The organism is Cellulomonas oligotrophica (genome assembly GCF_013409875.1).
GTDB lineage: Bacteria > Actinomycetota > Actinomycetes > Actinomycetales > Cellulomonadaceae > Cellulomonas > Cellulomonas oligotrophica.
Genome location: NZ_JACCBK010000001.1, coordinates 37,882 through 59,087 on the forward strand (window position 1 = coordinate 37,882; position 21,206 = coordinate 59,087).

A 21,206-nucleotide genomic window follows, 5' to 3' on the forward strand; every position below is an offset into this window, starting at 1 on the left:
AGTTCACCGAAAGGTTACTTCCGGGTAGTTGCGGCAGATCGGGTGAACGCGCAGTGTGGACCCCGGCCGCCGCAGGCGGCCGTTCCGCTGCGCACGGCGCCCGCCCAACGGCGGTCGGGCCGCCGGCCCGAGGGAGGGACCCTTCGCGTGCACGCTCGACGACGAACGACCACCGGAGCGCTCACGGCGCTCACCCTGCTGATCACCGGTGGGGCGGTGGCGGCCCCGGCGTCGGCGGCGGTCTCGCCCGACGCCGCGGTCGTGATCTCCGAGGTCTACGGAGGTGGGGGCAACGCGGGTGCGACGCTCACCCAGGACTTCGTCGAGCTGTACAACCCGGGCGACGAGCCCGTCGACGTGTCCGGCTGGGCCGTGCAGTACGCGTCCGCGACGGGCAGCAGCTGGAACATCACGCCGCTGACCGGTCGCAGCATCGCGGCCGGCGGGCACCTGCTCGTGGGGCAGGCTCGCGGGGCCGGCGGCACCGTCGAGATCGCCGCGGACGTGACGGGCACCGCGGCGATGAGCGGCACGCAGGGCAAGGTGGCCCTGACGTCGTCCGCCTCCGCGCTGACCTGCTCGACCGGCTGCGCGACGCTCGACCCGGTCGTCGACCTGGTCGGCTACGGCGCGGCCTCGTCGTTCGCGGGCTCCGCGCCCGCGCCGGCGACGGCGAACGCGACGTCGGCGTCGCGTGACGCCGAGGGCACCAACACGGCGGACAACGCCGCGGACTTCACGGTCGGTGCACCGACGCCGACGCCCTCGGGCACGGACCCCGAGGACCCGGAGGACCCGGAGGACCCGACCGAGGTCACGATCGCGCAGGTCCAGGGCACCGGGGCGAGCTCACCGCTGGTGGGCCAGACCGTCACGACGTCCGGCGTCGTCACCGCCGCCTACCCCACGGGCGGCCTCAACGGCTACGTCCTGCAGACGCCCGGCACGGGCGGCGGCGACGGCACGGGCCGCACGGGCTCGGACGCGGTGTTCGTGTACTCGCCCGCCACCGCCGGTGACGCCGAGGTCGGGCAGCACCTGCGCGTGACCGGTGCGGTCGCGGAGTTCAACGGGCTGACCCAGGTCACGGTCGCGGCCGCGGCCGACGTCGAGGAGCTGCCCGCCGCGGCGGCCCCCGCACCCGTGGAGGGCGTCTGGCCGGCGACGACGGAGGCCCGCGAGGCGCTGGAGTCGATGCTCCTGCTGCCGACCGGTGACCTGACCGTCACGAACACCTACAGCACGAACCAGTACGGCGAGGTGGGCCTGGCCGTCGGGACGACCCCGCTGCTCCAGCCCACCGACGTCGCCCGGCCCGGGTCCGCGCAGGCCCTGGCCGTGGCCGCGGACAACGCCGCGCGCGGCGTCGTGCTCGACGACGGTGCGACCACGAACTTCCTCAACGCCGCGAACGGCGGTCTCACGCCGCCGTACGTCTCGCTCGAGAACCCGGTGCGTGTCGGTGCGGCGGCGCAGGTCACCTCGCCCGTCGTCGTCGACTGGCGCAACGGTGCGTGGAAGCTCAACCCGACGGCGCCCGTCGTGGCGGGCGGGCCCCTGCCGGCAACGTTCGAGAACGACCGGACCCCGGCGCCCGAGGCCGTCGGCGGCGACCTGCAGGTCGCCTCGTTCAACGTCCTCAACTACTTCACGACCCTGGGCGACCAGGACGCGTCGTGCGTCGCGTACACCGCGCCCGGCGGCGAGCCCGTCACGGTGCGCGAGGGCTGCGACCAGCGCGGAGCGTGGGACGCGCAGGACCTCGAGCGTCAGCAGGACAAGCTCGTCGCGGCGATCTCCGCGCTCGACGCCGACGTGGTCGGCCTCATGGAGATCGAGGGCTCGGCCCGTGTCGACGGGACGCCGGACGAGGCGCTGGGCGCGCTCGTCGACGCGCTGAACGACGCGGCCGGTGCCGACGTGTGGGCGTTCGTTCCGTCGTCGGACGAGCTGCCGCCGGCAGCCGAGCTCGACGTCATCACCAACGCGATCATCTACCGGACCGCCGCCGTGCAGCGCACGGGGGAGTCCCGTGCGCTGGGCGACCAGAGCGGGGACGACCAGGCGTTCGGCAACGCGCGCGAGCCGATCGGCCAGGTCTTCACGCCGGTGGGCGGCGGTGAGCCGTTCCTCGTCGTGGTCAACCACTTCAAGTCCAAGGGCTCGGCCGGTCCGTGGCCGGGCGACGCGGACGCCGGTGACGGCCAGGGCTCGTCGAACGAGTCGCGGGTGCGGCAGGCGACGGCGCTGCGCGACTGGGTGCCGACCGTGCGGGGCGACGCCGAGGCGGTCGCGCTCGTGGGCGACTTCAACTCGTACACGTTCGAGGACCCGCTGCAGCTGCTCTACGACGCCGGCTACGTCAACGCGGCCGCGACGCTCGCACCGGGGCAGCACAGCTACTCGTTCAGCGGGCTGTCGGGGTCGCTCGACCACGTGCTGCTCAACGAGGCGGCGGCCGCCCGGGCCACGGGTGCCGACGTCTGGGAGATCAACTCCGGGGAGTCCGTCGCGCTGGAGTACAGCCGCTACGGCTACCACGGCACGTCGTTCCACGCGCCCGACCCGTACCGCTCGTCCGACCACGACCCCGTCGTGGTCGGCCTGGCCGCGGGCGAGCAGGACGGCCCGGTTGACCTGACGCTGCTCAACGTCAACGACTTCCACGGCCGGATCGACGCGAACACCGTCAAGGTGGCGGGCACGGTCGAGCAGCAGCGTGCGGCGGCCGAGGCGGCCGGCGGTGCGGCGGCGTTCCTGTCGGCCGGCGACAACATCGGCGCGTCGGTCTTCGCGTCGTCGGTCCAGGACGACCAGCCGACGATCGACGTCCTCAACGCCCTGGACCTGGCGGCGTCGGCCGTCGGCAACCACGAGTTCGACCGCGGCTACGACGACCTCGTGGACCGTGTGGTCGACGGCGGCGAGAACGCGCAGTTCCCGTACCTGGGTGCCAACGTCTACGAGAAGGGCACGACGACGCCGGCGCTCGACGAGTACGCGCTGCTCGACATGGCCGGTGTGACGGTCGCCGTGATCGGCGCCGTCACCGAGGAGACGCCGTCGCTGGTGACGCCCGCCGGCGTGGCGGACCTGGACTTCGGCGACCCGGTCGAGGCCGTCAACCGCGTCGCTGCGCAGCTCACGGACGGTGACGCCGCCAACGGCGAGGCCGACGTCATCGTCGCGGAGTACCACGAGGGCGCCGGGGCGGGGACGCCCGACGGCTCCACCCTGGAGGAGGAGGTCGCGGCGGGCGGTGCGTTCGCGGACATCGTCACGGGCACGTCGGCCGAGGTCGACGCGATCTTCACCGGCCACACCCACAAGCAGTACGCGTGGTCGGCGCCGGTGCCCGGCGAGGAGGGGCGCACGCGTCCGGTCCTGCAGACGGGCTCCTACGGCGAGTTCGTCGGCAAGGTCGTCCTGACCTACGACCCCGAGGCTGACGAGGTGACGGCGTCGACGGCGGAGAACGTCGCCCGCACGGGGACGTCCGACGCGGACCTGGTCGCGGCGTACCCGCGGGTCGCCGAGGTCAAGCAGATCGTCGACGCGGCCCTGGCGTTCGCCACCCAGGTCGGGTCGCAGCCGGTCGGCTCGGTGCAGGCCGACATCACGACCGCGTACGCGGGCGGGTCGTACGTCGACGGCGTCTACACCGGCTCCGGCCCGCTGCCCACGACGGGCCGTGACGACCGCAGCCGCGAGTCGGCGCTGGGCAACGTCGTCGCCCAGGCGCTCCTCGACGCCACGTCGTCGGCCGAGCGCGGCGGTGCCCAGATCGGCGTCGCGAACCCCGGCGGTCTGCGTGCGGACCTGTTCTACGCGCCGGACGGCGTGGTGACCCTCGCGGAGGCGAACGCCGTCCAGCCGTTCGTCAACAACGTCTGGACGACGACGCTGACGGGTGAGCAGCTCGTGACGCTGCTGGAGCAGCAGTGGCAGACCAACGCGGACGGTTCGATCCCGAGCCGGCCGTACCTGCAGCTCGGCCTGTCGGACAACGTGTCGTACACGTTCGACGCGTCGCGGCCGCTGGGCGACCGCATCACGTCGGTCTCGGTCGACGGGGAGCCGGTCGACCCGGCTGCCGGCTACCGGATCGCGACGTACTCGTTCCTCGCGCAGGGCGGCGACAACTTCCGCATCCTGACCGAGGGCGACGCGACGGCCGACTCGGGGCTGATCGACCGGGAGGCGTGGTTCGCGTACCTCGGCGCGCACCCCGACCTCGCGCCGGACTTCACCGAGCGCGCCGTCGGCGTGCCCGAGCTCCCGGCGTCGGTCGAGGCCGGGCAGGACCTCACGTTCGAGGTCTCGGGCCTGAACCTCACGAGCCTCGGCTCGCCGGAGAACACCTCGCTCGAGGTGCTGCTCGACGAGGAGGTCCTCGGCGAGGTCACGCTGACCCGCACGGGCGTCGACGCGTCGGGCACCGTCGACGTGACGGTCCCGGCGGGGACGCCGGCCGGGGACCGCACCCTCGTGCTGGTCGCGCAGCCCAGCGGCACGACGGTCCGTCTGCCGCTGACCGTCGAGGCCGGGCTGCCGTCGTCGACGACCACCCTCACGGCCCGGCCGGACAGCCAGGTCCACGGGGCGTTCGGCCGCCGCGTCGAGCTCACCGCCCGGGTCGTCGCCGACGTCCCGACGACGGGGACGGTGGAGTTCGTCGCCGGCGACGACGTGCTGGGCACGGCGACGCTGCGGCGCGGCCAGGCGCGCCTGACGCTGCCGGCGAGCACGCCGGCCGGCACCTACGAGGTCGTCGCGCGGTACGCGGGGACGACCACGGTCGCGGGATCGCAGTCCGCGCCGGTGACGGTCACGGTGGAGAAGGTCGGGTCCGCCACGACGCTCAGCGTCGCCGGGTCGCCGGTCTCCTGGCTGCCCTCGGTGTGGGTCTCCACGGTCCGGCTGGACACGGGGCGCCTGCCCGACGGCACGGTCGAGCTGCGCGAGGGCACCCGGGTCGTGGCCCGTGCCGACGTGCGGCTCGGCGTCGCGATCGGCACGCTCCCGCGTGACCTGGGTCGTGGCTCGCACAGCCTCACGGCCGTGTTCGTGCCGGACGACCCGGCGAACGTCGAGGGCAGCACGAGCCGCACGGTGCGGGTGAGCGTGCGCTGACCCGCACCGGTGCCCGCTCCGGCGGGCACCGGGACGGACGACCACCAGGAGGGACGGGCCGGGCGGCCCGTCCCTCCTGCCGTCGCGCCCGGACCGGGACGTGGGACGGGACGTCCGATGCGTGAGACCGTCCCCGGACCGGCCGCGGGACGGGCCGTGCGGCCGCTAGGTTGGTCCGCGACACGGGGTGCCCCCATCGGAGGGGGCTGAGATCACACCCGTCGAACCTGATCTCGTTAGCACGAGCGAAGGGATGTCCTCCATGACGTCTGCCGTCCTGCCCTCCTACGACCTCGCCGCCCGCACGGGCGCGGCGCTGAGCGAGCTGCGGGCCCGCACGCCGCTCGTCCAGTGCGTCACCAACGAGGTCACGTCGAACCTCGTCGCCAACGCGGTCCTCGCGATCGGCGCCTCGCCGGCGATGGCGTCCGTCCCGGGCGAGGCGGAGGAGCTCGCCGGGTCCGCCGGTGCGGTCCTGGTGAACCTCGGCACGCCGGGCCCCGACCAGCGGGCGTGCGTCGAGGCGACCGTCGCGGCCGCGGTCGGTGCGGGGGTGCCGTGGGTGCTCGACCCCGTCGCGGTCGGCGTCCTGTCGGTCCGGACCCGGCTCGCGGCGCGGCTGCTCGCCGAGCGCCCGACGGTCGTGCGGGGGAACGCGAGCGAGGTCCGTGCACTCGCGGGCGAGGCGTCGTCCGGGCGCGGCGTCGACGCGCGCGACGCCGTCGAGGCGGCGGCGTCGGCGGCCCGGGCGCTGGCCGGTGCCACGGGCGGTGCGGTGGCCGTGTCGGGGCCCGTCGACCTCGTGACGGACGGGTCGGCCACGCTCCGGCTGGCGGTCGGCGACCCGTTCCTCGCCCGCGTCACGGGTGCGGGGTGCGCGCTGGGCGGGCTGACGGCGGCGTTCGCCGCGGTGACGGACCCCGTGGTGGCGGCGGTCGGGGCGTCGACGGCGCTGGGCGTCGCGGCCGAGCGGGCCGCGGTGGTGGCCCGGGGGCCGGGGTCGTTCGTCGTGGCGCTGCTCGACGAGCTGTCCCTGCTGAGCGCCGACGACGTCGCGGCGCGCGTCGGCGCCGAGCTCGCGGTGGGGGTGCCCGCGTGAGCCGCGGGCCGGAGGGGATCTACCTCGTGCTCGACCTCGACGTGTGCGCGTCGGCCGGCCACCACCCCGCCGACGTCGCGCGGGCCGCCGTCGCGGCGGGGGTCGGGGCCGTGCAGGTGCGGGCCAAGCGTGCGCCGGTGCGCGAGCAGGTCGCCGTGACGGTCGCGGTCGCGGACGCGCTGAGGCTGGCCGGGCCGGCGCTGCTGGTCGTCGACGACCGGGTCGACGTGGCCCTGGCTGCCCGGGCGCGCGGCGCCCTCGTCCACGGCGTGCACGTGGGGCAGGGCGACCTCGCGGTCGACGACGTGCGGGCGCTGCTGGGTGCCGACGCGGTCGTGGGCGTCTCCGCGGCGCGGCCGCAGGACGTGCGTGCCGTGCCGCCGGCGGCGGACTACGTCGGCAGCGGACCGGTCCGTCTGACGGCGACGAAGCCCGACGCCGGGCCGGCGCTCGGCATGGACGGCCTGGCCACGGCCGTGGCGGCCTCGTCGTTGCCGGTGGTCGCGATCGGCGGCCTCGCGGCCGACGACGTGCCCGCCGTCCGGGCGGCGGGTGCACGCTCCATGGCGGTGGTCAGCGCGGTGTGCGGTGCGCCGGACCCGGGCGCCGCCGCCCGGGCGCTGGTCGCCGCGTGGGGCGGCACGGGTGGACCTCCGGGGCCCGCCGCGGACCGGTGGCCCTCCGCCCGCGCGGCGGTGGTCCGGTGAGCGGCCGCGGACCCAGCCGCGTGCGGGCGCTCTCCGTCGCGGGGACGGACCCGACGGGTGGGGCGGGTGTCCAGGCGGACCTGAAGTCGTTCGCCGCGCACGGCGCGTACGGCATGGCCGTCGTCACCGCGCTCGTCGCGCAGAACACGCACGGCGTGCGGGCGGTGCACGTGCCGGACGTGGCGTTCCTGAGGGCGCAGCTCGACGCCGTGGGCGACGACGTGACGGTCGACGCCGTCAAGCTCGGCATGCTCGGCACGCGCGACGTCGTCGAGGAGGTCGCCGCGTGGCTGCGCCGCACGCGCCCGCCCGTCGTGGTCCTGGACCCGGTGATGGTCGCGACCAGCGGCGACCGGCTCCTGGACGCGGGGGCCGAGCAGGCGGTGCGCGCGCTCGTCGCCCGGGCGGACCTGGTCACGCCCAACCTGCCCGAGCTCGGCGTGCTGCTCGACGAGCGGCGCGCGCCGTCGTGGGCCGCGGCCGTGGACCAGGCGCGCCGGCTCGCCCGGTCCGCGGGCGTGACGGTGCTGCTCAAGGGCGGTCACCTCGACGACGACGTCAGCCCGGACGCCGTGGTCGACGCGCGCACGGTCGTCGAGCTCGAGGCGGTCCGGGTGAGCACGACGAGCACGCACGGGACGGGGTGCTCGTTGTCGGCGGCGGTCGCGGCCCTGCGCCCCCGACGCCCGGACTGGGTGAGCGCCGCCCGCGACGCCAAGGAGTGGCTGACGGGGGCGATCGCGGCGGGGGAGGCGCTGCAGGTCGGCTCGGGCCGTGGCCCCGTCGACCACCTGCACCACGTGCCGACCCTGGGGGCCCGAGCCTTCAGCGTGGAGGCGTGGGACGCGGTGGCGGACCTGCGGGCGGCGTGCGACGCGCTGCCGTTCGTGCGGGCGCTCGCCGACGGGACGCTCCCGACGGACGCGTTCGAGGCCTACCTGCACCAGGACGCCCTGTACCTCGGCGTGTACGCCCGGGTGCTGGCGCGCGCGAGCGAGCTGGCGCCCGACCCGGTCGCGCAGGCGTTCTTCGCGCGGGGGGCCGCCGGGTGCCTCGACGTCGAGGCGCAGCTGCACAGGGACCGGCTGGGCCGGTCGGACCGCGTGCACCGGTCCGGCGCGTCGGTGGTGACGCGCGCGTACGTCGACCACCTCGCGGCGGTCGGTGCGCACGGCTCCTACGCGCAGGTGCTGGCCGCGGTGCTGCCGTGCTACTGGCTGTACGCGGACGTCGGCGCGCGCATCCTGGCGCGTGCGGGCGACCTGGCGGCCCACCCGTTCGGCGACTGGGTCGGCACCTACGGCGACCCGGGCTTCGCGGCGCTCGCGGACGAGGCCCGTCGGCTGACGGACGAGGCGGCGCGGGAGGTCGGTGCGGGGGAGCGGGCACGGATGCTCGCGGCGTTCGTGACGTCGTGCGAGCACGAGGTGGCGTTCTTCGACCAGGTCGCCGTCCGGGCGGCGCACGGGGAGGTCGACCTCCGGTCCGCCGTGCCCGTGACGGCCGGGTGAGGAGGCCGTGCGCCCCGGACGCCGTGCAGCAGACGCCACAGACACCAGGAGGGCCCGGCTGGTGGTGGTGCTGGCGTCGAGTACGGTGCAGGGGTGCGCACGGGTGTCTCGGACGAGCTGATGACCGAGGAGGACACCCTCCTCACCACCGGCGAGGTCGCCAAGCTCCTGGGCGTCTCCCGTCAGCACGTCGTCGACCTGTGCGACCGGGGGGACCTGGAGTACGTCACGACGGGCTCGCACCGGCGGATCCGCCGCGCGGAGGTCGAGCGGGTGCGGTGGGGCTCGGCCCGCATGTCGGCCGAGCAGCGCCGCACGTGGCTCCTCGCGGTCGCGGTCGCGGGCAAGCTCGCGGTCTACCCGGGCCCGACGCTGGAGCTGGCGCGCGACAACCTCCGTGCGCTGCAGGAGCGGCACCCGCGCGGGCAGGCCGCGCGGGTGCTCGCCGGGTGGGAGAAGGCTCTCGACGGGCCGCTCGACGCCGTGCTGACGCTCCTGACGTCACCGACGCAGCGGGCCCGGGAGATGCGCGGCCACGCCCCGTTCGCCGGGGTGCTCAGCGACGGCGAGCGCGAGGCGGTCCTGCGCGCCGCGCGCTGACGCCGGGGCGCCCCGCGCTGTCCCGTCAGCAGCCGTCGTCGGTGCAGGCGTCGGCGCCCGCGGCCGGGACGAGGGGGTTGGCCTCGCGCCAGCCCGCGTCGAGGAGCCGGGCGAGGACCTCGGCGGGCTGAGCGCCCGAGACGGCGTAGCGGCGGTCGACGACGAAGAACGGCACACCCGTGACGCCGAGCTCGCGCGCGGTGCGCAGGTCGGCGCGCACGGCGTCGGCCTCGGCGTCGGACGCGAGCGCGTCGGCGACCTGCGCGTCGTCCCAGCCGTGCGACCCGAACCCGGCCCCGGCGGCGATCGCCACGAGGGCCCCCTCGGCGCCCAGGTCGACGCCCTGCTCGAAGTGCGCGGAGAACAGCGCCTCCGTCGTCGCCTCGGCGAGCGCGGCGCCGCCGACGCGCGCGGCCAGGTGCAGCAGACGGTGCGCGTCGAAGGTGTTGAACGCGAGCGTGCGGGCGAAGTCGTACCGGAGCCCGTCGCCGGCGGCGACGTCGGTCACGTGCGCGAACATCTGCTCGACCTGGTCGCGCGGCAGGCCCTTCATCTCGACGAGCGCGTCGATCTCGGGGCGTCCGGGCCCGGCGGGTGTGCCGGGGGACAGCTGGTACGAGCGCCAGACGACCTCGACGTGGGCGCGGTGCTCGAACCCGGCCAGGGCCGTGGCGAAGCGGCGCTTGCCGATGTAGCACCACGGGCACGCGACGTCGGACCAGATCTCGACGGTGACGGTGCGCGGCGGGGCGGCGAACGTGGGGGAGGTGAGCGTGGTCACGGGAGGAGGAGGACCTTTCCGGTGGTGCTGCGCGACTCGAGCGCGCGGTGGGCTTCGGCCGCGTCGGCCAGGGGGTACGTCGCGCCGACGCGCACGTGCAGAGCCCCGGAGACGACGGCGTCGAGCAGCTCGCGGGCCCGCTGGTCCAGCTCGGCGCACGTGGCGGTGTGGTCGGCGAGGGTGGGGCGGGTCACGAACAGCGAGCCGCCGGTGTTGAGGCGCTGCAGGTCCACCGGCGGGACGGGACCGGAGGACGCGCCGAACAGCACGAGCGTGCCGCGGCGGGCCAGCGAGGCGAGCGAGGCGTCGAAGGTGTCCCGGCCGACCCCGTCGTACACGACGTCGACGCCGCGTCCGCCGGTGAGCGCGCGCACGCGCTCGGGCAGCTGGGTGCCCAGGTCGTCGAGCTCGCGGTACCGCACGACGTCGGCGGCCCCGGCGGCGCGCGCGAGCTCCTCCTTGGCGGCGGACCCGACGGTGGCGACGACGCGCGCGCCGCGGGCGGCGGCCAGCTGCGTGAGCAGCAGCCCGACGCCGCCGGCCGCGGCGTGCAGCAGCACGTCGTGCCCGGGCGCGAGCGGGAAGGTCGACGTCGCGAGGTAGTGCGCGGTCAGGCCCTGCAGCGGCAGGGCGGCGGCGGTGCGGTCGTCGACGGCGTCGGGCACGGCGATCAGGTCGTCGGCGGCCACGGCGACGAGCTCGGCGCACGAGCCCGGTGCGGACGCCCACGCGACGCGGTCCCCGACGGCGGCGCTCGTGACGCCGGCCCCGACGGCGACGACGCGGCCGGCGCCCTCCGAGCCCACGACGTGGGGGAACGGCATACGGTAGGTGCCGCTGCGCCGGTAGGTGTCGATGAAGTTGACGCCCGCCGCGGCGACGCGCACGACGACCTGCCCGGGTGCGGGCTCGGGCTCGGGCACGTCGACGACCCGGAGGACCTCGGGCCCGCCGGGGCGGGCGGCGGTGACGGCTCGCACGCTGGCCGCAACCGTCGGCGGCGGGAGCCTGTTCCCGCCGAGCCGTTGGTATTTGTCTGCACTCGACTGTATGTTCATGCACATGACGTTCAGCGTGGCGGTCGCCGGGGCCAGCGGGTACGCCGGTGGTGAGGTCCTGCGGCTCCTGCTCGACCACCCGCAGGCCCGCATCGGCACCCTCACCGCGCACTCGAGCGCCGGCACGCCGCTGGGTGCCCACCACCCCCACCTGCTCGACCTGGCCGACCGGGTCCTGGAGCCGACGACCGCGCAGGCGCTCGCGGGGCACGACGTGGTCGTCCTGGCGCTGCCGCACGGTGCGAGCGGGCGGGTCGCGGCCGAGCTCGAGGCGCTCGGCGAGGACCCGGTGGTCCTGGACCTCGGTGCCGACCACCGGCTGGTCGACGCCGCCGACTGGGAGGCGTACTACGGCAGCCCGCACGCGGGCACCTGGACGTACGGGCTGCCCGAGCTCGCGGTCGGTGCGGGCGGCGGCCGCCAGCGCGAGCGGCTCGCCGGCGCGCGGCGGATCGCGGTCCCCGGGTGCAACGTCACGGCCGTGACGCTCGGCCTGCAGCCCGGCGTCGCCGCGGGCCTGCTCGACACGACCGACCTCGTGGCCGTCCTCGCGGTCGGGTACTCCGGGGCCGGCAAGGCGCTCAAGCCGCACCTGCTCGCGTCCGAGGCCCTCGGCGCGGCGGTCCCGTACGCGGTCGGCGGCACCCACCGGCACGTGCCCGAGATCGCCCAGAACCTGCGCAGCGCGGGTGCGTCGGAGGTCCGCACGTCCTTCACGCCGGTCCTGGTGCCGCTCTCCCGCGGCATCCTCGCGACCGCCACCGCACGGCTCGCCCCGGACGTCGACCCCGCGGTGCTGCGCGAGACGTGGACCGCCGCCTACGCCGACGAGCCGTTCGTGCACGTGCTGCCCGAGGGTGCCTGGCCCACCACGGCGTCCACCGCGGGTGCCAACACCGCGCTCGTCCAGGTCGCGTACGACGCCCGCGCCCGCCGCGTGGTCACCGTCACCGCGATCGACAACCTGGTCAAGGGCACCGCCGGCGGCGCCGTGCAGTCCCTCAACCTCGCCCTCGGCCTGCCGGAGACCCTCGGCCTCCCCCGGAACGGAGTCGCCCCGTGACCGACCACCTCGGCCCCGCCCTCGACGGCACGTCCCCCGGCACGTCGCCGGGGGTGACGGCCGCCGCCGGCTTCCGCGCGGCCGGCGTCACCGCCGGTCTGAAGGCCTCCGGCTCGCCCGACCTCGCGCTCGTCGTCAACGACGGTCCCCGCCAGGTCGGTGCCGCGGTGTTCACCACCAACCGCGTGGTCGGCGCACCGGTCACCTGGTCCCGGCAGGTCGTGCGCGACGGCGTCGTGGCCGCCGTCGTCCTCAACTCCGGCGGGGCGAACGTCGCCACCGGCCCGCGCGGCTTCCAGGACGCCCACGCCACGGCCGAGAAGGTCGCGGCCGGGCTCGGCGTCTCGGCCGGCGACGTCGTCGTGTGCTCGACCGGCCTCATCGGTGTCCCGCTCGCCAGCGAGCGGCTCTTCGCCGGCATCGGCCCCGCCGTCGAGGCGCTCACCGACGGTGCCGGGCCCGACGCCGCGACCGCCATCATGACCACGGACAGCGTGCCGAAGACGGCGCACGTGCGCGTCGAGACCGCAGACGGGTCGTTCGTCGTGGGCGGCATGGCCAAGGGTGCGGGCATGCTCGCCCCGGCGATGGCCACGATGCTCAGCGTCGTCACGACCGACGCCGACGTCGACGCCGCCACCGCGGACGCCGCGCTGCGGGCCGCCACGGCCGTCACGTTCGACCGCGTCGACTCCGACGGCTGCATGTCGACGTCCGACACGGTGACCCTCCTGGCGTCCGGCGCGAGCGGCGTCGCGCCTGCCGCGGACGTCTTCGCCGACGCGGTCCTGCGCGTCTGCGCGTCGCTCGCCCGCCAGCTCGTCGCCGACGCCGAGGGCGCGTCGCACGACATCGCGGTGCACGTGCAGGGTGCGACCACGCAGGACGCGGCGGTCGCCGTCGCCCGCGCGGTGACCCGGTCCAACCTGTTCAAGGCCGCGATGTTCGGCAACGACCCCAACTGGGGCCGGATCATCGCCCAGGTCGGCACCGTCCCGGAGCACGTCGCGCCGTACGACCCCGCCGCGCTCGACGTCACGATCAACGGCCTGCAGATCTGCCGCGCGGGCGGTGCGCACGAGGACCCGGCGCAGCTCGACCTGGCCGCGGCCCGCGAGGTGCACGTCGTCGTCGACCTGCACGCCGGCGACGCGGCGGCCACCGTCTGGACCAACGACCTCACGCACGACTACGTCCACGAGAACAGCGCGTACTCCACATGAGCGAGCCCGACCCGACGACCGCCGCGGTGCGCGACGACTTCGTCTTCGACACCCGCACCGACCTGCGCCCCGACCAGAAGGCCGAGGTGCTCGTCGAGGCGCTGCCCTGGCTGCAGAAGTTCTCCGGCGCGCTCGTCGTCGTCAAGTACGGCGGCAACGCCATGATCGACGACGACCTCAAGCGGGCCTTCGCCGAGGACATGGTGTTCCTGCGCCAGGTCGGCCTGCGCCCGGTCGTCGTGCACGGCGGCGGCCCGCAGATCAACGCGATGCTCGACCGCCTCGACATCGCCAGCGAGTTCCGCGGCGGGCTGCGCGTGACGACGCCCGAGGCGATGGACGTCGTCCGCATGGTGCTGACCGGTCAGGTGTCGCGCGAGCTGGTGGGCCTGCTCAACGCGCACGGCCCGCACGCGGTGGGCCTGTCGGGGGAGGACGGCGGCCTGTTCCAGGCGCGCCGGCGCAGCGCGGTGGTCGACGGCCAGGAGGTCGATGTCGGCCTCGTCGGCGACGTCGTGCACGTCAATCCCGGCGCGGTCCTCGACCTGCTCGACTCCCGGCGCATCCCCGTCGTCTCCACGGTCGCCCCCGACGTCGACGACCCCACCCAGGTGCTGAACGTCAACGCGGACACCGCGGCCGCCGCGCTCGCGGTCGCGCTCGGCGCGCGCAAGCTCATCGTCCTCACGGACGTGGAGGGCCTGTACACCGACTGGCCCGACCGGTCGTCGCTGGTCCGGCGCATCCGCGCGTCGACGCTCGCCGAGCTGCTCCCGCGCCTGGACGCCGGGATGCGCCCGAAGATGGAGGCCTGCTGGCGCGCCGTCGAGGGCGGCGTGCCCCGTGCCCACGTCATCGACGGCCGGGCGCCCCACTCGGTCCTCGTCGAGGTGTTCACGTCCGACGGCATCGGCACGATGGTCCTGCCCGACGTCGAGCCCGCCGACGCCCCCTTCACCACACCCGTCCCCGCGGTGGCCCCGCGGCCCGCCCCGGGAGCCTGAGATGACGACGACGGGAACACCCGACGCCCCGCACGAGGCCACGCCGCCGACCGACCCGCCCACCGGCGGCGGGCACGCCCCGGCGGAGGCGGGCGGCCACCTGGCCCGGCACCGCGGCCCCGGCCCGGACGAGGCCCTCCCGCTGCCGCCCGCCGACGGGTCCGTGGCGCAGTGGACCGACCGCTACACGCACGCGGTCATGGACACCTTCGGCCCCCCGCAGCGTGTCCTCGTGCGCGGCGAGGGCCCGTACGTCTGGGACGCCGACGGCCGCCGCTACCTCGACCTGCTCGGCGGGATCGCGGTCAACTCCCTCGGGCACGCGCACCCGACGCTGACGGCCGCGGTCAGCGCCCAGCTCGGCACCCTGGGCCACGTCTCGAACTTCTTCGCCAGCCCGACCCAGATCACGCTGGCCGAGCGTCTCGTGGAGCTCGCCCAGGCGCCCACGGGCTCGCGGGTGTTCTTCACCAACTCGGGCACCGAGGCCAACGAGGCGGCCTTCAAGCTCGCCCGCCGCCACTCCGCCGGCGCCCGGCCCCGGGTCCTGGCGCTGGAGGGGTCGTTCCACGGCCGCACGATGGGTGCGCTCGCCCTGACGCACAAGGCCGCGTACCGGGAGCCGTTCGAGCCGCTGCCCGCCGGGGTGGAGTTCCTGCCGTTCGGCGACGCCGACGCGCTGCGGGCGGCGTTCGCCACCGACGGCGACCAGGTCGCGGCGCTCGTCGTCGAGCCGATCCAGGGCGAGGCCGGCGTGCGCCCGCTCCCCCCGGGGTGGCTCGCCCTGGCCCGCGAGCTCACGCACGAGCACGGCGCCCTGCTGGTGCTGGACGAGGTCCAGACGGGCATGGGGCGCACCGGACGCTGGTTCGCCCACCACCACCCGCACCTGGGTGGCGGGGTCGTCCCCGACGCCGTCACGGTCGCGAAGGGCCTCGGCGGCGGCTTCCCCGTCGGTGCCCTCATCGCCTTCGGCCCGCACGTCGCGGGCCTGCTGGGCCGGGGCCAGCACGGCACCACGTTCGGCGGCAACCCCGTCGCCGCCGCGGCCGCGCTGGCGACGATCGGCGTCGTGGAGCGGGACGGTCTGCTCGCCCACGTGCGCGACCTCGGCGCACGCCTGCGGGAGCGTCTGCGCACCACGGGGAGCCCCCTGGTCCGTGAGGTGCGCGGCGAGGGGCTGCTCGTCGCCGTCGAGCTGACCGCCCCGGTCGCCGCCGTGGTCGCGGCCCGCGCCCTGGACGCCGGCACGATCGTCAACCCGTGCACCCCGACCACGCTGCGCCTGGCCCCGCCCTACGTCCTCACCGACGAGCAGGTCCAGCCGTTCGTCGACCTGGTCGCGGCCCTGCCCGCGGACCTCGCCGTGCCCGAGGAGACCCGATGACCCGCCACTTCCTGCGCGACGACGACCTGAGCCCGGCCGAGCAGCGGGAGGTCCTCGAGCTCGCCCTGGCGTTCCGCGACGACCGCTTCATCCGGACGCCCCTGGCCGGGCCGCGGGCCGTCGCGGTGATCTTCGACAAGCCGACCCTGCGCACCCAGGTGAGCTTCGCGACGGGCATCGCCGAGCTCGGCGGGTTCCCGCTCACGGTGGACGGCACCCTGGCCCGCATCGGCGTGCGCGAGTCCGTCGCCGACACCGCCCGGGTCCTCGGGCGGCAGGCGGCAGCGGTGGTGTGGCGCACCCACGCGCAGGCGCGCATCGAGGAGATGGCCGCCCACGCGGGCGTCCCCGTCGTCAACGCGCTCACGGACGACTTCCACCCGTGCCAGGTCCTCGCCGACCTCACCACGGTCGCCCAGCACCGCGGGGGCGTCGCCGCGCTCGCGGGCACCACGCTGGCCTTCGTCGGCGACGGCGCCAACAACATGGCCCACTCGTACCTGCTCGGCGGTGCCACGGCGGGCCTGCACGTGCGCGTGGGCTGCCCGGTCGGCGCGGCACCCGACCCGGCGGTCGTGACGCGCGCGGCCGAGGTCGCGGCGACGACCGGCGGCTCGGTCCGCGTCGTGCACGACCTGGCCGGGGCCGTCGCCGGCGCGGACGTCGTGGCCACGGACACGTGGGTCTCGATGGGTCAGGAGGACGTCGGGCCCGAGCGGGAGGCGCAGCTCGTCCCGTTCCGCCTCGACGCCGCGGCCCTGGCGCTGGCGGCCCCGGACGCCCTGGTCCTGCACTGCCTGCCCGCGTACCGCGGCAAGGAGATCACCGCCGAGGTCCTCGACGGCCCGCAGTCGGTCGTCTGGGACGAGGCAGAGAACCGCCTGCACGCCCAGAAGGCGCTGCTGTCGTTCCTGCTGGAGCGACGATGACCACCGGGACGGGCGCGGTCCCGTCGACCAAGGCGGCCCGCCACGCGCTGATCCGTGCGCTGCTGCACCGCGGCGCGGTGCACTCCCAGGGCGAGCTCGCCGACCTCCTCGCCGAGGAGGGCGTCAACGTCACGCAGGCCACGCTCAGCCGCGACCTCGTGGAGCTGCGCGCGGTGAAGATCCGCACCCCGGCCGGAGCCCTCGCGTACGCCGTGCCGGGGGAGGGCGGCGACCGCACGCCCACGACGTCCGACCCCGAGCAGCTCGCGGCCCGCCTGGCCCGCCTGTGCGCCGAGCTGCTCGTGACGGCCGAGGCCTCGGGCAACCTCGTCGTGCTGCGCACCCCGCCCGGGGCCGCGCAGTTCCTCGCGTCGGCCATCGACCACTCGATCCTCCCGCAGGTCCTCGGCACGATCGCCGGCGACGACACGGTCCTGGTGATCTGCCGCGCGCCGGACGGCGGCGACGCGGTCGCGGACCGCTTCCTCGCGCTCGCCGGCGAGGGCTGACCGGTTGTGCATATCTCCGCATGAGGATGTATGTTCATGCATGCAGATCTCGAGAAGGAGCACCCTGACATGACCGAACGCGTCGTCCTCGCCTACTCCGGCGGTCTGGACACCTCGGTGGCCATCGGCTGGATCGCCGAGGCCACCGGTGCCGAGGTGATCGCCGTGGCGGTCGACGTCGGCCAGGGCGGGGAGGACCTCGAGGTCATCCGCCGCCGCGCGCTCGACTGCGGCGCCGTCGAGGCCTACGTGGCCGACGCGCGCGACGAGTTCGCGACCGAGTACTGCATGCCCGCCCTCAAGGCCAACGGGCTGTACCTCGACCGGTACCCGCTCGTCTCGGCGCTGTCGCGTCCGGTCATCGTCAAGCACCTCGTGCGCGCCGCCCGCCAGTTCGGCGCGACGACCGTCGCGCACGGCTGCACCGGCAAGGGCAACGACCAGGTGCGGTTCGAGGTCGGCATCACCTCCCTCGCGCCCGACCTGAAGTGCCTGGCGCCCGTGCGCGACCTCGCGCTGACCCGCGACAAGGCGATCGAGTACGCCGAGAAGCACCGGCTGCCCATCGCCACGACGAAGCACAACCCGTTCTCGATCGACCAGAACGTGTGGGGCCGCGCGGTCGAGACCGGCTTCCTCGAGGACATCTGGAACGGCCCGACCAAGGACGTCTACACGTACACGGACGACCCGACGTTCCCGCCGGTCGCCGACGAGGTCGTCGTCACGTTCGAGCAGGGCGTGCCCGTGGCGCTCGACGGCGTGGCCGTGACGCCGCTGCAGGCGATCCAGGAGATGAACCGGCGCGCCGGCGCCCAGGGCGTCGGCCGCATCGACATCGTCGAGGACCGCCTCGTCGGCATCAAGTCCCGCGAGGTCTACGAGGCTCCCGGCGCGATCGCCCTGATCGCCGCGCACCAGGAGCTCGAGAACGTCACCGTCGAGCGCGAGCAGGCGCGGTTCAAGCGCCAGGTCGAGCAGCGCTGGACCGAGCTGGTCTACGACGGCCAGTGGTTCAGCCCGCTCAAGCGCTCCCTCGACGTGTTCGTCGAGGACACCCAGCGCTACGTCTCCGGCGACGTGCGTCTCGTGCTGCACGGCGGGCGGGCGACCGTCACCGGCCGCCGCTCGGACGCGAGCCTGTACGACTTCAACCTCGCGACGTACGACACGGGCGACACGTTCGACCAGTCGGCCGCGCGCGGCTTCATCGAGATCTACGGCCTGAGCTCGAAGCTGGCCGCCGCCCGCGACGTGACCTTCGGCAACGCCCCCGACCTGGGCCCGGCCGGCGGCCTGACGGGCGCCTGACGTGACCGCGGCGGGGGAGCAGGGCGCGGCAGGCGCCGACGGTGCGACGGGCGGCCCTCTGGCCCTGTGGGGCGGGCGCTTCGCGTCCGGCCCCGCCGCGGCCCTGGCGGACCTGTCCCGGTCGACGCACTTCGACTGGCGGCTGGCGGACGACGACGTCAGCGGCTCGGTCGCGCACGCGCACGTGCTGCACGCGGCCGGTCTGCTGACCGACGACGAGGTCACGCGCATGGTCGACGCGCTCGAGCGGCTGCGGGCCGACGTGGCGTCGGGCGCGTTCGGTCCCACCCCGGACGACGAGGACGTGCACACCGCCCTCGAGCGCGGGCTGCTCGAGCGCGCGGGCGTCGACCTCGGCGGCAAGCTGCGGGCGGGACGCTCGCGCAACGACCAGATCGCCACGCTGGTGCGCATGTACCTGCGCCGGCAGGCGCGCGTGCTGTCGGCGATGGTGCTCGACGTCGTCGACGCCCTGGTCGCCCAGGCAGAGGCTGCGGGCGACGCCCCGGTCCCCGGCCGCACCCACCTGCAGCACGCCCAGCCGGTCCTGCTCGCCCACCACCTGCTCGCGCACGCGTGGCCCCTGCTGCGCGACGTCGAGCGCTGGGCCGACTGGGACCGCCGCGCCGCGGTGTCGCCGTACGGCTCGGGCGCGCTGGCGGGCTCGTCGCTGGGCCTGGACCCGGCCGCGGTGGCCGCCGAGCTCGGTTTCGACGGCCCGGTAGAGAACTCGATCGACGGCACGGCCGCCCGCGACGTGGTCGCGGAGTTCGCGTTCGTCGCGGCGATGGTCGGGGTCGACCTCTCGCGGCTGGCCGAGGAGGTCGTGCTGTGGGCGACCAAGGAGTTCGGCTTCGTGCGGCTGCACGACGCGTACTCCACGGGGTCGAGCATCATGCCGCAGAAGAAGAACCCGGACGTCGCCGAGCTTGCCCGCGGCAAGGCCGGCCGGCTCATCGGCGACCTCACGGGCCTGCTGGCCACGCTCAAGGGCCTGCCGCTCGCGTACAACCGCGACCTGCAGGAGGACAAGGAGCCGGTCTTCGACCAGGTCGACCAGCTCACGGTCCTGCTGCCCGCCTTCGCCGGGATGGTCGCGACCCTGACGTTCGACACCGACCGCATGGCCGCCCTGGCGCCGCAGGGGTTCTCCCTGGCGACGGACGTCGCGGAGTGGCTGGTCCGCGAGGGTGTGCCGTTCCGCGTCGCCCACGAGGTGGCCGGTGCGTGCGTGCGCGCGTGCGAGGAGCACGAGCCGCCCCTCGAGCTGTGGGACCTGACGGACGAGCAGCTGGTGGCGATCTCCCCGCACCTGACCCCTGCGGTGCGCGCCGTCCTGACGGTCGAGGGCTCGCTGGCCTCGCGGTCCGCGCACGGCGGCACGGCCCCGGTGCGTGTGGCCGAGCAGCTGGCACGTGCCCGCGCCCGGGCCGCGCAGCTGCGCGCGACCCGGACGGCCTGACCTCGCGGCACGGGCACGGACCGGCGCGATGACCCTGGACCAGGCTCCGGCTGCGGCGGGCGGTGCGGACCCCGGCGACGGGTCGGCGTCGGCCGTCGCCGCGCAGCTGGTGGCCGGGCTCCTGGACGGGCCGGCCCGGCTCGGACGCGTCCGGCTCGTCACGGTGGACGGTCCGGCCGGCTCGGGGAAGACGACCACGGCGGCCCGTCTCGTCGCGGCGGCCGCCGAGGCGGGCCGCTCGGCGGCGGTCGTGCACATGGACGACCTGTACGCCGGGTGGGACGGCTTCGAGCCGACCCTGTGGCCGCGGGTCCGCACCCAGGTCGCCGACCCCCTGCGCCGGGGCTGGGCCGGGCGCTTCCAGCGGTACGACTGGGGGCTCGCGCGCTTCGACGGCTGGGTCGACGTCCCGCCCGTCGACGTCCTCGTGCTCGAGGGCTGCGGCTCCTGCCCGCGCGCGGTCGACCCGCTGACGTCGCTGCGCCTGTGGGTCGAGGCCCCGCCGGCCGTGCGCCTGGCCCGCGGGCTCGCGCGCGACGGCGCGGCGGCCGAGCCGCACTGGCGCACGTGGATGCGCGACGAGCAGGCGCACTTCGCCGCGCAGGGCACGCGGGGGCGCTGCGACGTCGTGCTGGACGCGTTTGGCATGATGGCCGGGTGAACGCCGTGCAGCCCGAGCCCGCAGGCGACGACGCCGCGGCCCCCGGCGTCGGGCGTGTCCCTGCGCGCACGTGGTTCTCCCGCGACGTCCTGACCGTCGCCCGTGACCTGCTCGGGGCCTTCGTGTCCGCGCACGGGCCGGACGGCACGGTGACGGTGCGCCTGACCGAGGTCGAGGCGTACGGCGGCGACGACGACCCGGCCTCCCACGCGTTCCGGGGCCGCAACGCACGCAACGCGGCGATGTTCGCCGAGCCCGGGCGCCTGTACGTCTACCGGCACCTCGGCCTGCACCACTGCGTGAACGTGGTGACGCAGCCCGCCGGCTCGGCGTCGGCCGTGCTGCTGCGGGCGGGCGAGGTCGTCGAGGGCAAGGACCTGGCCTGGGAGCGCCGGGCCCGTGCCGGCACGGTGGACAACGAGCGCCAGCTGGCCCGCGGACCGGCCCGGCTGGCGGTGTGCCTCGGCCTCGACGTCGCCGCGAACGGTCAGGACGTGACCGAGCCGGGCGGCGCGGTCGTCGTGCACCTGCGCGAGACCGACACGGTCCTGCCGCCCGTGGTGAGCGGCGCCCGCGTCGGTGTCTCGGGTGCGGGCGGCGACGTGGCGACGTACCCGTGGCGGCTGTGGTTCACCGGTGAGCGCACGGTGTCCGCGTTCCGCCCCGGCTATCGCTCGCCGACGTCGGCAGACGCCCCGCGCGGGGCGACGGCGTCGGCCTGACGGGTGCGCGCGCCCGTCCACCCTGCCCGAGCGGCCTCGCGACGCC

Annotated in this window: 17 protein-coding genes and 1 riboswitch; of the genes, 15 read left to right on the top strand and 2 right to left on the bottom strand. The window is 75.7% G+C overall.

Going from position 1 to position 21,206, the window contains the following annotated elements:
• Positions 1-147: 147 nt before the first annotated feature.
• The 5 genes from BKA21_RS00185 (at position 148) to BKA21_RS00205 (ending at position 9,050) form a co-directional block, all read left to right on the top strand.
• The gene (locus BKA21_RS00185) at positions 148-5,133 is read left to right on the top strand and encodes an ExeM/NucH family extracellular endonuclease (RefSeq protein WP_140460550.1); all 4,986 of its coding nucleotides are present in this window, start codon (positions 148-150) and stop codon (positions 5,131-5,133) included.
• Positions 5,134-5,306: 173 nt separating this feature from the next.
• Positions 5,307-5,404: riboswitch (TPP riboswitch) on the top strand.
• Entirely contained in the window at positions 5,396-6,232 is an 837-nt protein-coding gene (gene thiM, locus BKA21_RS00190; RefSeq protein WP_140460551.1) for a hydroxyethylthiazole kinase, read from the top strand. It overlaps the preceding riboswitch by 9 nt.
• Complete coding sequence (locus tag BKA21_RS00195; protein ID WP_140460552.1) at positions 6,229-6,939, top strand: thiamine phosphate synthase; 711 nt, start codon at positions 6,229-6,231, stop codon at positions 6,937-6,939. The genes thiM and BKA21_RS00195 overlap by 4 nt, the downstream gene beginning before the upstream one ends.
• On the top strand, positions 6,936-8,450 hold the full coding sequence (gene thiD, locus BKA21_RS19860) for a bifunctional hydroxymethylpyrimidine kinase/phosphomethylpyrimidine kinase (protein ID WP_140460553.1): 1,515 nt from the start codon (positions 6,936-6,938) through the stop codon (positions 8,448-8,450). Before BKA21_RS00195 ends, thiD begins: the two co-directional genes overlap by 4 nt.
• 93 nt (positions 8,451-8,543) lie before the next feature.
• Positions 8,544-9,050: a helix-turn-helix domain-containing protein gene (locus tag BKA21_RS00205; RefSeq protein WP_239072976.1), complete on the top strand. Its 507-nt coding sequence runs from the start codon at positions 8,544-8,546 to the stop codon at positions 9,048-9,050.
• Positions 9,051-9,075: 25 nt separating this feature from the next.
• Here BKA21_RS00205 and BKA21_RS00210 read toward each other — a convergent pair whose 3' ends face one another.
• Both BKA21_RS00210 and BKA21_RS00215 read right to left on the bottom strand, forming a co-directional pair.
• The gene (locus BKA21_RS00210) at positions 9,076-9,831 is read right to left on the bottom strand and encodes a DsbA family oxidoreductase (protein ID WP_140460554.1); all 756 of its coding nucleotides are present in this window, start codon (positions 9,829-9,831) and stop codon (positions 9,076-9,078) included.
• Entirely contained in the window at positions 9,828-10,811 is a 984-nt protein-coding gene (locus BKA21_RS00215) for a quinone oxidoreductase family protein (RefSeq protein ID WP_140460555.1), read from the bottom strand. Before BKA21_RS00215 ends, BKA21_RS00210 begins: the two co-directional genes overlap by 4 nt.
• A gap of 82 nt (positions 10,812-10,893) precedes the next feature.
• Between BKA21_RS00215 and argC the strand changes: the two genes are divergently transcribed.
• From argC to BKA21_RS00265, 10 genes are all read left to right on the top strand, one after another.
• On the top strand, positions 10,894-11,952 hold the full coding sequence (gene argC, locus BKA21_RS00220; RefSeq protein ID WP_203793545.1) for an N-acetyl-gamma-glutamyl-phosphate reductase: 1,059 nt from the start codon (positions 10,894-10,896) through the stop codon (positions 11,950-11,952).
• Positions 11,949-13,175, top strand: coding sequence for a bifunctional glutamate N-acetyltransferase/amino-acid acetyltransferase ArgJ (gene argJ / locus BKA21_RS00225; RefSeq protein ID WP_140460557.1), 1,227 nt, complete (start codon positions 11,949-11,951; stop codon positions 13,173-13,175). The genes argC and argJ overlap by 4 nt, the downstream gene beginning before the upstream one ends.
• Positions 13,172-14,179 carry an acetylglutamate kinase gene (argB, locus tag BKA21_RS00230; protein ID WP_140460558.1) on the top strand — a complete coding sequence of 336 codons (1,008 nt, stop codon included), beginning with the start codon at positions 13,172-13,174 and terminating at the stop codon, positions 14,177-14,179. Before argJ ends, argB begins: the two co-directional genes overlap by 4 nt.
• 1 nt (position 14,180) lies before the next feature.
• Complete coding sequence (locus BKA21_RS00235) at positions 14,181-15,566, top strand: acetylornithine transaminase (protein ID WP_140460559.1); 1,386 nt, start codon at positions 14,181-14,183, stop codon at positions 15,564-15,566.
• Positions 15,563-16,495 (top strand): ornithine carbamoyltransferase, encoded by a 933-nt coding sequence (argF, locus tag BKA21_RS00240; protein WP_140460560.1) that lies wholly within the window; start codon positions 15,563-15,565, stop codon positions 16,493-16,495. The genes BKA21_RS00235 and argF overlap by 4 nt, the downstream gene beginning before the upstream one ends.
• A complete protein-coding gene (locus tag BKA21_RS00245) occupies positions 16,492-17,004 on the top strand; it encodes an arginine repressor (RefSeq protein WP_140460561.1) in 513 nt (170 codons plus the stop codon). Before argF ends, BKA21_RS00245 begins: the two co-directional genes overlap by 4 nt.
• 69 nt (positions 17,005-17,073) lie before the next feature.
• Positions 17,074-18,315, top strand: a complete 1,242-nt coding sequence (locus tag BKA21_RS00250) for an argininosuccinate synthase (RefSeq protein WP_140460562.1) — start codon at positions 17,074-17,076, stop codon at positions 18,313-18,315.
• A gap of 1 nt (position 18,316) precedes the next feature.
• Positions 18,317-19,777, top strand: coding sequence for an argininosuccinate lyase (gene argH, locus BKA21_RS00255; RefSeq protein ID WP_140460563.1), 1,461 nt, complete (start codon positions 18,317-18,319; stop codon positions 19,775-19,777).
• A gap of 28 nt (positions 19,778-19,805) precedes the next feature.
• On the top strand, positions 19,806-20,438 hold the full coding sequence (locus BKA21_RS00260) for a nucleoside/nucleotide kinase family protein (RefSeq protein ID WP_140460564.1): 633 nt from the start codon (positions 19,806-19,808) through the stop codon (positions 20,436-20,438).
• A complete protein-coding gene (locus tag BKA21_RS00265; protein WP_239072975.1) occupies positions 20,435-21,160 on the top strand; it encodes a DNA-3-methyladenine glycosylase in 726 nt (241 codons plus the stop codon). Before BKA21_RS00260 ends, BKA21_RS00265 begins: the two co-directional genes overlap by 4 nt.
• Positions 21,161-21,206 lie beyond the last annotated feature (46 nt).